We start from the raw sequence: 10199 nt of genomic DNA on the forward strand, positions 1-10199 counted from the left end.
ATCGCCCCAGCGCTCGCGTCGAACTCGACCGTGGTGGCGCTCGATCTCGAGCAGGCCCGCGAGCAGCTGCTCACCGTCGAGGGTCGTGACGAGCTCGACCGCGCCGTTGAGAAACGCGCCGCTGCCCGGCCCGACGGGGCGGGTCTCCCACACGCCGGAGCACGCGCGCAGCTCGACGCCCGGGGTCGCGGCGATCTCTGCCACGGCGTCGCGCAAGCGGGCGAGGCGATCCCCGAGGTTGCTGCCGAGCGCGACGAAGTAGCGGCTCATCGGGGCTCCGGCGCGGGGCCTTCGACGGCCTCGGTGTTGGGCTCGCGTGGTTCGAGCGGCGCGAGGGCTTCGCGTGCTTCGGCGGCTGCGCGGGTGTCGGCGCGGCCGGTGTGGGCGTCGCTCATGCCGACGAAGGGCACGCGCAGCGACAAGACCAGGACCCGCGGCTCGACGTCGCCGCCGGTCGGTCGGGCGACCTCGATGATCGCGGGGACGCGGCCAGAGCTCGGGATGGCCTCGGTCCACGGCGGGAGCTCGAAGCGCGCGCGCCCGCCCGCGTCGGTGATCGCGTCGAGCTCGATCACGCCGTCGGCGACGATCAGGCGCAGGGCTCGCTCGGCCAGCGCCGTCGCCTCGCTGTCGGTGCACGGCCGCTCGGGTCCGAGCTCGACCTCGAAGGCGTCGGCGTAGCGGGTGGTGTCGCGCGAGCGCAGGGCGTCGACGATCCCCGCGCTGAGCAGCCCGACGCAGATCGCCGAGAACACGCCGCCGACCACGTAGGCCCCGGTGTAGTCGTGGACCTCGCGGCCCCGGCCGTCGACGAGGCGATGGGAGAAGAGCTGGGGTTGGGCGAAGGCGAGGCCCGCGAACGCCCCGGTGAAGGTCCCGAGCGCGAAGTCCCAGATCACGAAGCCGCGGGCGCTGCGGTGGACCTCGTCGACGCGCAAGACCGGGACGTGGCGGGTGCTCACGCAGCTAGGCTGGGCGCGAAGCTCGACGAGCAGGCGCCCGCCGATCTGGACGTAGTCGGCGACGAAGTCCCGCGCGACCAGCTGCTCGCCGCCGAAGGTCCGGGCCGGGCCCTCGCGCGGGCGCACGGTGACGGTGTTGCTGACGTCGATCGGCGCGCAGGCGAGCAGGCTCGCGACCAGGACGACGTGGCGCGGGAGTCTCAAGTCTAGCAGTCCGTGGTGCAATGCCTCGCGCCGCCTCGCTTGGCCTTTTCGCCGAGGGCTTTGTCGCCAAAACGTGCAGTACGCCCGGTACAGCGGCGTTTTGGCCTCGCGCCCTCGGTGAACATTCTGGCGCGAGGCGACACGATGCATTGCGCCACGGGCTGCTAGAGCTCGATCGTCTCACCGAGCTTGTCGCCGACGACCCGCGAGACGGTGGTCATGAGCTCGTCGTCGGTCTTGTGCGCGATCCACTGGCCGCGCGCGGCGACGAAGTCGAAGTGCCAGGCCGTGGTCCCGGCGGCCATCCAGATCTGCTCGGCTGCGGAGTGGGCGTTGATCACGAACTTGCCCCCGTCCTCGAACGCGAGGGTCAGGACGTCGCCGGCGAGGTTGACGTCGAGCTGCTCGTGCTCGAGGTCCCCGAGGATCTCGTCGATGTGGCGAAGGGCCTTGCCGGACTCGGCGTAGAAGATCTTGCGGTCCATCGTCGTGGGATCCTTGCGGGTGGCTGGCGAGTCTATTGAGGCGGCGAGGGCTGGGCTTGCTCGGCGTCGCCGGGCTCGGGCAGCAGGCCCATCTCGATCGCCTCTTGCTCGGTCAGCTCGAGCACGGGCATCTCTTCGCCGTTGGGCATCATGATCGTGCGCGGCGGATGCTGCAACCACTGCGCGACGCTGGCCCGAAACGCATCGTCGGCCGCGGCCCGCTGAGCGACGAAGTTGCGCGTCGCCTGCCAGCCGAAGAAAGCCAGCAAGGGCAGGTAGATCAGCGCGCGGACGATGATGCCCAGCCGCGGGCGCCTGCGCGGGGACCTCGTCTCGGGCTCGGTCTCGGTCTCGGGCTCGGGCTGGGGCTCGGGCGCCACCTCGGGACTGTGCCAGCTCACTCGACGGAGGTGAAGGGCCGCCGTCGCTTGACGACCGCGCTGACCTTGCCCCCTTCGGCGAGCGCGGCAGGGTAGTCGGCCTCGGCGAGGCGGGTCAGCGAGAGCGAGACCTCGCAGTTGCTGACGGCGCCGCCGCCGACCAGGGTGTTGGCCGCGAGGTCGTAGGAGCCCGTGTCGTCGACCTCGACCTCGACGCCGAGGCCCTCGATGCAGCTCGAGCCGATCTTGTCGGAGATCTTGAGCTCGACGAGCTGCTCGGGCCAGCTTGGCGTCCACTCGACCGCGAGCGGCTCCCCCCGCGAGCTCTCGGCGCCGACGGCAGGTGCGGTGATCTCGAAGCTCGGCGGCATCTCGACGATCATGCTGACGCTCTCGTGGTCCTTGCGCTCGAGCGAGATCTCGTAGCTGGCCTCGGGCTCCGCGAATTCGACGACGTAGTAGAGGTGGCCGAGGGCTTGGACGGGCTCGGCCTCGACGCCGTTGACCTCGAGCTGATCGCTGTCGGGGCACAGCTCGAGGGTCGTGCCCGAGGTCCCGGGCTCGGTCTCGACCTCGGTCTCGAACTCGATCTCGACCTCGACGCCGTTGTTGAAATCGCTGACGGTCCCGCGCATGACCAAAGACGAGGTGTTGAGGTCACAGCTGCGGGGGGTGGTGTCGGAGCAGCCGCTCGCGCCGAGCGCGAGGAGGGCGACCGAGCAAGGGCGCAGATCCAGCATTTTCGTGCTCAGCCTATCAGGGCTGCGAGCTCTCTCCGCCGTCGTAATTGCACCAAGTATCACGAATTGGCCTTAAGATCAGTAACTGCGCTCACGTCTGCCTTGCTCACCAAAAAGTCTGTCACCGTTCTCGCTGGCCCACACGCTGAGGAGTACACTGGGGCGACGGGCCGAGAGGCCGCGCTGGATCGCAATGGCTGGCGACGATCATACAGGAGCCCCGGAAACTTTGGGCCGAATCGCGCTCAAGCAGGTCCGGGTCAGCCGAGCGCAAGTCGAGGCGCGCACCCGTGAGGCGAGCAGCCCGCGTAAGACGGGCAACCCAATGAACAGGTTGGTGCCCTACCTCGATCTGTTCTGTCGGCTCAGCGACGACGAGCTCGCGCGCCTCGCCCGAGTGCCGATGAGCGCGGTCGAGAGTCTTCGGCAGCAGGTCGACGAGGTCGGCCGCGCGCTGGGCCGGTGGGCGGATCTGCTCCCGCGCCTCGCCGACGACGAGCTCGCGCGCCTGACCGGAGCCACGGTCAAGACCATTCGCTTTTGGCGGCTCAGCCAGCCCCGTCATCTGCAGGGCGACACGCGTCGGCGCAGCAACCCCGACCTCACGCCGACGCCGCAGCCGATCCCGCACCGCGAGCCCTCGACCGCGCACCGGAGCTTCGAGGACGCCGCCGAGTCGAGCGCGGGTATACGCGCGCGCGCGGCGGACTCGGGCGCCCACGACTACGGCCGCGAGGGCAGCGACAGCAGCGAGGCCAGCGATGCCAGCGAGTCCTCGACCTTCGTGATCGACACCGTCGAGTGAGTCAGGTCCCCGGCGTGTGTCCGAACAGGTGGATGTGAAGGCGTAGGCCGAGGCGGTAGCCCCGGGTCCGACACGCGTCGATCGCCGCGAGGTAGCCCGCGCGGAGGGTCGCGTCGTCGGTGCCCTCGGGCATCAGCAGGACCCTGTCGCGCGCGCTCGTCGGCAGCTCGAGGGCGGTGACGATCGCGTCGATCTCGTCGAGATCCGCGGTCAGCAGCTCGGGCGCGCGGGTCCGGACCACGAACTTGAGCTGCCACCCGTCCGCGAAGCGCTCGATCAGCCGGGCGAGGAGCTCGAGGTCGAGGCGCGCGGCCTCGTGCATGGTCGCGAGCTTGGGTTTGCCCAGCGCGGCGGCCCGGTCCCAGGGCGTGCTGTGCGAGAGCTTGGGCGAGATCGAGATCAGATCGGCCTCGAGGCCCTCGCACCACACGGTCCCGGCGGTCTCGACGGTCAGGTGATGGCCCGCGCTGCGCAGGCGTTGGCTGAGCTCGGCGGCGGGGGACAAGAGCATCGGCTCGCCGCCGGTCAGGACGACGTGGCGAGGTCCGGCGGCGCACCAACGCACGAGCTCGTCGAGCTCGACGGCGCGACCCTCGGGCGCCCACGAGGTCCGCGGGGTGTCGCACCACACGCAGCGCAGGTTGCAGCCCGAGACGCGCACGAAGCTGCTCGGAGCCCCGACGAGCGCGCCCTCACCCTGGACCGAGACGAAGCGCTCTTGGATGCGCAGCGAGGTCACCGGGCGATGCTGACCGATCCCGGGCGCGGGAGCCAGACCCGCCCGCGCCGCGCCCGGCCGAAGCTCACAGGCTGGTCGCCGGGGCCAGCCAGGGGGCCAGGCGGCGGTTGATGACCTCGATCGCCTCGGGGTTCGCGTCGATCAGCGTCGCCGAGCGGCCGGCCGCGAGGGCCGCCTCGCCGAAGGACCCGCTCCCGGCGAAGAAGTCGAGCAGCTCGTCGCCGACCTCCGAGTGCACGGCGACGATGCGGCGGAGGATGCCGAGCGGCTTTTGGGTCGGGTAGCCGGTCTTCTCCTTGCCGGTCGGGCTGACGATCGTGTGCCACCAGACGTCGGTCGGGGTCTTGCCGCGCGCGGCCTTCTTGGGCCCGACGAGGCCCGGGGCCATGTAGGGGATCCGGTCCATGGCGTCGAAGTTGAACACGTAGCGCGAGGGATCCTTGGCGTACCACAAGATGTTGTCGTGCTTGGCCGACCAGCGCTTCTTGGTCCGAGCGCCGAAGTCGTAGGCCCAGATGATCTCGTTGATGAACGCGTCGCGGCCGAAGATCGTGTCGAGCAGGACCTTGGCGTAGTGGACCTCGCGGTAGTCGAGGTGGACGAACAAGCTGCCGTCGTCCGCGAGCAGGCGATGGGCCTCGCGCAGGCGCGGCTCGAGGAACACGAGGAAGTCGTCGAAGGAGTCGTCGAAGGACTTGCGGCCGAGGACCGTGGTCTCGTAGCGCGCGCCCGCGAAGCCGGTTCGATCGCCGCCCTCGGGCACGCGCCGGGTTCGCAGCTTGGTTCGGGTCTGGGCCTTGCCCGTGTTGAAGGGCGGGTCGATGTAGATCAGGCGATAGTCGCCGGCGCTGAGGCTCGGCAGCACGGCCATGTTGTCGCCGTGGATCACTCGCGCGCGGGCGGGCGCGGCTGCCCCGGATTCAGGCACCGAGGGATCCTGCCACAGGCGAGCGAGAGCGCGGGCCGCTCAACCGCGCCCCAGTTTTGCGCGCCTCGCCACGCGCCGTATCATCGCAGCCATGGCGATCCCTCAGCTTCGCTACCGACTCCTGGGCCGCTCGGGCCTGCGCGTGTCCGAGATCTGCCTGGGCACGATGAGCTTCGGCGAGCAGTGGGGCTTCGGCGCCGACGAGGCCGCCAGCCACGAGATCCTCGACGCCTACGCCGAGGCCGGCGGCAACTTCCTCGACACCGCGAACAAGTACCACGGCGGCGAGACCGAGGAGATCGTCGGCAGGTGGCTGCGCGCGGCGTCCGGACGCCGGGATCGCACGGTCCTCGCGACCAAGTACACGCTGTCGATGGACCACAGCGACCCGAACGCCTCGGGCAACCAGCGCAAGAACCTCCACCGCGCGGTCGACGAGTCTCTGCGTCGACTCCAGACCGACTACATCGATCTGATGTGGGTCCACGCGTGGGATGACTACACGCCCTACGAAGAGACGATGCGCGCCCTCGATGACCTCGTGCGCGCGGGCAAGATCCTCTACATCGGCGTCAGCGACACGCCCGCGTGGGTCGTGTCGGCCTCGAACACGCTCGCGCAGCTGCGCGGGTGGACGAGCTTCGTCGGGCTCCAGATCGAGTACAGCCTGCTCCAGCGCACGCCCGAGCGCGACCTCCTGCCGATGGCCGAGCACTTCGGGCTCTCGGTCGTGGCCTGGGCGCCGCTCGGCGGCGGGGTGCTCACGGGCAAGTACACCCGCGACCCCAAGAGCGCCTCGACCGACTCGCTGCGCAGGCAGGGCAACGTCTCGCGCGGCCGGACCTCGGACCGGGCCCTCGCGATCGCGCGGACCGTCGACGCGGTCGCCGACGAGCTCGGCGTCAGCTCGGCCCAGGTCGCGGCCGCGTGGGTCAGCGCCCAGGGCTACCGCTACATCCCGATCGTCGGCGCCCGCAAGCTCGAGCAGATCGAGGACAGCCTCGGCGCGGCGACCGTCGAGCTCGGCGCCGAGCAGCTCGCGCGCCTCGCCGAGGCCAGCAAGGTTCGGCTCGGCTTCCCCCACGACTTTCTCCGCGCTGACGCGGTCCGAGATCTGGTCCGCGGCGAGGTCCGCACCCAGATCGACGAGCCGCCCCGGGGCTGAGTTGCCGTCGCGCGCGGGCTTGGGCATACTCCGTGCCGCTCTCGCCGGAGGAGTGGCCGAGCGGTTTAAGGCGGCGGACTTGAAATCCGTTGTGGGGGAAACCCTACCGGGGGTTCGAATCCCTCCTCCTCCGTTACTTTTTTCTGCTGTCGCTCAGAGGTCCCGAAGCAGGCGCTCGACCTCGCGGCGGCCGGCGGCGCTGGCCGGGGCGAGCTTCAGGTACTCCTGGAACGCAGACTTGGCGTCGCCACGGTGGCCGATCTGCTGGTAGCTCTCGCCGAGCCGCCGGTAGGTGTCGATCAGCGCGCGCTCGGTCGCGTTGTCCTTGGCGTTGTCGAGCCCGGCCTGGAGGGCCTTGACGGCCCGGCTGTGCTTGTTCTGATCGTTGTGGATCCGGCCCTCCTGGTAGAAGGCCTCGAACAGGGTCGAGTCGAGCTGCTGGGCCTTCTTGAAGTCCGAGATCGCGAGGTCGCGCTTGCCCATGTCTTTGTGGGCGAGCCCGAGCGCGAGGTAGGCGTAGGGGTAGGCGTCGGTCTGCTTGACGACGGGCTGCAACAGCTCGATGGCCTTTTGCGCCGCGCCCTCGTAGGCGTAGAGCCGGCCGAGCAGCGCGGCGGCCTCGACCTTGCCGGGGTCGAGCGCGAGCGAGCGGGTGTAGTGACTCCGGGCCTCGTCGGCGCGGCCGTTGTACTCGAGGGCCTGCCCGAGCCACAGCTCGACCTCGGCGTCGCCTTCGCGGGTCTGGGCGCTCTCGATCTCGTCGAGGGCCCGGGTGTGCTCACCGAGCGCGAGCAGGGCGCGGCCGAGGAGCAAGTGCGCGCGGGCGTCGGTTGGATCGCGGTCGAGGATCTTCTGGGCGAGGGCCTGGGCCTGGTCGGGCTTGGCCTGGGCGAGGCGCAGGGCCGCCCCGGTCAAGATGATCTCGCGTGAGGCCTCGGGCGAGTCGAGGCTCGGGCCGATGAGCTTCTCGAGCTCGTCGAGCTGCCCCTTGCGGAGCAAGACCTTGCCGAGCGGCTCGGTCAGGCCCGGGTAGCCACCGGTCCGCTCGTGGAGGTCGAGCAGCGCCTCTTCGTGGGCCTCTTGGAGGTCGAGGAGACCGAGGAGCTCGGCGCGCAGGAGCAGGGCGTCGTTGCTCGCCGGGTCGCTGGCGCTCGCTTCCTCGGCGGCGGTCAGCGCCAGCTGCAGCTCGCCCTTGTCGCGCAGGATCTCGGCCCGGATCCGGGCGACGGTGGCGAGGGCCCGGCGGCCGCGGGGGGTGTCCTTGGCCCCGGCCTCGTTCATGACCTCGAGGTGAGCGTCGAGCAGGGTCAGGGCCGGGTCGAGTTGCTCGGTGCGCACGAGCAGCCCGACCTCGTGGGCCACGGCGGGCGTGTAGAGGGGATCGAGGGCGCGGGCGGCCGCGAAGGCTGCGCGGGCCGCCTCGATCTTCATGAGCAAGGCCTCGGCCTGACCGAGCAGATCCTTGACCTCGGGGTCGTTGGCCGCGGACTCGCCGAGGGCTGCGAAGCGAGCGCGGGCGTCGTCGTCGCGGCCGGCCTCGAGGTCGGCGCGCGCGGCGGTCTTGAGCACGACCGGATCCGTCGGGTGTTCGCGCAGCAGCACGTCGAGCTCGGCCCAGACCGAGGTGAAGTCCTTGTTGGTCAGCCACAGCTCGATGCGCTCGATCCGGGCGGCCATCAGCGACGGGTCGCTGGCGAGGGCCTGGTCGAGCAGGCGCATGGCCTCACCCGAGCGACCCTGGGCGATGGCGATCTCGGCCCGAAGGCGCAAGAGCTCGGCCTTGTGGGTGTCGCTGATCGCGGCCGGCTGGATGCCCTGGCCGACCTGCGAGGCCTCGCCGAGGCGGCCGCTCTCGCGCGCGGCCTGCATCAGGGCCTCTTGCAGCGCGAGGTGGTTGGGCGAGGCCTCGGCGGCCTGGCGCATGGCCGCGATGCCGTCGACGGGGTTGGCGAGGAAGCGGGCCTCGAGCGCGGCGAGCTGCGCCGCTTGATCGTTGGGTCGGGCGGCGCCCGCCGCCTCGGCGGCGACCCGGGCGCCCTCGCTGTCGCCCTTCTCGAGCAGGGCCCAGGCGCGGTACAGCGAGGTCCGGGGATCGTCGCCCGCGAGCTTGGCGAGGGCCTCGTCGGTCTTGCCAGAAGCGAGGAGCGCGAGGCCGATCACTCGACGGACAAAGGGCTCCTCGCCCCCCACCAGGACCGCGAGGAGCTGGCCGGCCTCGGCGAGACGGGCGGGGTCGGGGCCGTAGCGATGATGGATCAGGAGCGCGGCCTCGGCCTGCCCGATCGAGTCGGCGTTGGCCTTGGCGCGCTCGTAGGCCTGGACATAGCTGGCCGGCGTGTCTTCATCGAACTTGGCGAGGACGGACTCGGCTCGCTCGGCGGGCTCACCCGGAGGTGGCGCGGGCTCATCGGCGCCGTCGTCGTTGGTCTGGGTCGCGGTGCCCGGGTCGGGGTCGGGGTCGAACAGGCCCATCGTCATCGCCAGGGCTCCGCCGCCGACCCCGAGGACGACCACCGCGAGCGCGCCGTAGATGACGTAGCGCTTGGTGTTCGACTTGGGTGTGACGCGCGGTCCGGCGAGGGGGCGCGCGGGCGCGGGCGAGGTCGCGGGCCCGGGTGCACTCACGGCCTCGGGGCGAGGCGGGGCAGGGCGGGCAGGGGCGGGCTCGTCGACGTCGAGATCGAGGCCGAGATCGTCGACCGGCGCGGGCAAGATGTCGGCCGGCGTGGGCAGCACGTCGGCCGGCGTGGGCAGCATGTCGACCGCAGCCGGCAGGTCCTCGGCCGGAGTTGGGAGCATGTCCGCGGGCGTCGGGAGCGAGTCGAAGCCATCGTCGAGGTCGATCTCGGGGGAGGGGAAGTCGTCGGCGGGCGCCGGGAAGTCGTCGGCGGGCGCCGGGAAGTCGTCGGTGGGCGCCGCGAAGTCGGCCGCGGGCATCGGGAGGTCGGCCGCGGGCATCGGGAGGTCGGCCGCGGGCATCGGGAGGTCGGCCGCCATCCCCAGGTCGTCCGAGGGCATCGGCAGATCTTCGAGGGAGAGCTCGCCGTCGAAGTTCATCTCGCCGTCGGGCGCGGGAAGGTCGACCCCGGGGCCGGGGCCGCCCATACCGCCGGGGCCGGGGCCCATGCCGTCCGGGGCGGGGCCCGAGGGCATGGGCAGGTCGAGCTCCGGGCGCCCGCCGCCCGAGGGCGCGGGGAGGTCGAGCTCGAGGTCCGTGGCGCCGGTCGCCATGGGGAGGTCGATGTCGTCCGGGCCGTAGCTCCCGGGCCCCGAGGTGCCGTGACCGGGCGACCCAGCCGAAGGAAGATCAAAGTCGTCGCTGGGCCCTGCGCCAAAGGCGACGGTGTCGTCGTCATCGAAGCTCGACGTCGCCGGGAGATCGAGGCCGGCGAAGTCGGGGCTGTCGAAGTTGGGCCGCTGCGTCGCTTGCTCGGCGGGACGCGGCGCCTGGGGCACATTCGTTTGATCGATGTCGCCGAGCTCGAGGCCGGGGCCACCGTCGTCTTCGAACTCGAAGTCGCGGATCCCGCTGCTCGCGGCCGGGTTCTCGTTGGCGAAGGTGCTCGCGTCGCCCTGGGTGATCGAGCCGAGCTCCGGCATCGCGCCGGGGTCACCGCTGAAGAAGGGGTCGTCGTCCTTGTTGTCGACGAGGCCACCCGAGCGGCTGAGCACGCCCGATTGGCCGAGGACACCCGACTGCGCCGACATGACCCCGGACTCGGCCGGCAGCACCCCGGACTCGAAGGGGTCTTGAATGGGCGGTGGTGGGGGCGCGCCGCGGAGCCCGGGGC

At 71.3% G+C, this 10199-nt stretch carries 10 protein-coding genes and 1 tRNA gene; 3 read left to right on the forward strand and 8 right to left on the reverse strand.

The features are described 5' to 3' along the window. The 5 genes from folK to ENSA5_RS31940 form a co-directional block, all read right to left on the reverse strand. On the reverse strand, positions 1–270 hold a 270-nt coding region (gene folK, locus ENSA5_RS31920; RefSeq protein ID WP_106395504.1), incomplete at its 3' end, for a 2-amino-4-hydroxy-6-hydroxymethyldihydropteridine diphosphokinase. Beyond that, the gene (locus ENSA5_RS31925) at positions 267–1166 is read right to left on the reverse strand and encodes a hypothetical protein (protein WP_106395505.1); all 900 of its coding nucleotides are present in this window, start codon (positions 1164–1166) and stop codon (positions 267–269) included. The genes ENSA5_RS31925 and folK, both read right to left, overlap by 4 nt. 164 nt (positions 1167–1330) lie before the next feature. Next, positions 1331–1651 carry an iron donor protein CyaY gene (cyaY, locus tag ENSA5_RS31930; RefSeq protein ID WP_106395506.1) on the reverse strand — a complete coding sequence of 107 codons (321 nt, stop codon included), beginning with the start codon at positions 1649–1651 and terminating at the stop codon, positions 1331–1333. A 32-nt stretch (positions 1652–1683) separates the two neighbouring features. Next, on the reverse strand, positions 1684–2031 hold the full coding sequence (locus tag ENSA5_RS31935; RefSeq protein WP_106395507.1) for a hypothetical protein: 348 nt from the start codon (positions 2029–2031) through the stop codon (positions 1684–1686). Between the two features lie 17 nt (positions 2032–2048). After that, positions 2049–2771, reverse strand: a complete 723-nt coding sequence (locus tag ENSA5_RS31940) for a hypothetical protein (RefSeq protein ID WP_106395508.1) — start codon at positions 2769–2771, stop codon at positions 2049–2051. 325 nt (positions 2772–3096) lie between these two features. Between ENSA5_RS31940 and ENSA5_RS31945 the strand changes: the two genes are divergently transcribed. Beyond that, positions 3097–3576, forward strand: a complete 480-nt coding sequence (locus ENSA5_RS31945) for a hypothetical protein (RefSeq protein WP_106395509.1) — start codon at positions 3097–3099, stop codon at positions 3574–3576. A gap of 1 nt (position 3577) precedes the next feature. Here the strand turns inward: ENSA5_RS31945 and ENSA5_RS31950 are convergent, their stop codons facing one another. Both ENSA5_RS31950 and ENSA5_RS31955 read right to left on the reverse strand, forming a co-directional pair. Continuing rightward, a complete protein-coding gene (locus ENSA5_RS31950; RefSeq protein ID WP_219906902.1) occupies positions 3578–4315 on the reverse strand; it encodes a 7-carboxy-7-deazaguanine synthase QueE in 738 nt (245 codons plus the stop codon). 64 nt (positions 4316–4379) lie between these two features. Next, positions 4380–5186, reverse strand: a complete 807-nt coding sequence (locus ENSA5_RS31955; protein WP_106395513.1) for a DNA-methyltransferase — start codon at positions 5184–5186, stop codon at positions 4380–4382. A 148-nt stretch (positions 5187–5334) separates the two neighbouring features. Between ENSA5_RS31955 and ENSA5_RS31960 the strand changes: the two genes are divergently transcribed. Continuing rightward, on the forward strand, positions 5335–6408 hold the full coding sequence (locus tag ENSA5_RS31960) for an aldo/keto reductase (RefSeq protein ID WP_106395510.1): 1074 nt from the start codon (positions 5335–5337) through the stop codon (positions 6406–6408). 46 nt (positions 6409–6454) lie between these two features. After that, a tRNA-Ser gene (locus ENSA5_RS31965) sits at positions 6455–6541 on the forward strand. A gap of 20 nt (positions 6542–6561) precedes the next feature. On the opposite strand, the gene ENSA5_RS31970 is transcribed toward ENSA5_RS31965, so the two are convergent. Beyond that, the coding region (locus tag ENSA5_RS31970) for a tetratricopeptide repeat protein (RefSeq protein WP_146156337.1) at positions 6562–10199 on the reverse strand (3638 nt) is incomplete at its 5' end.

This window comes from Enhygromyxa salina, assembly GCF_002994615.1.
Classification (GTDB): Bacteria; Myxococcota_A; Polyangia; order Nannocystales; family Nannocystaceae; genus Plesiocystis; species Plesiocystis salina_A.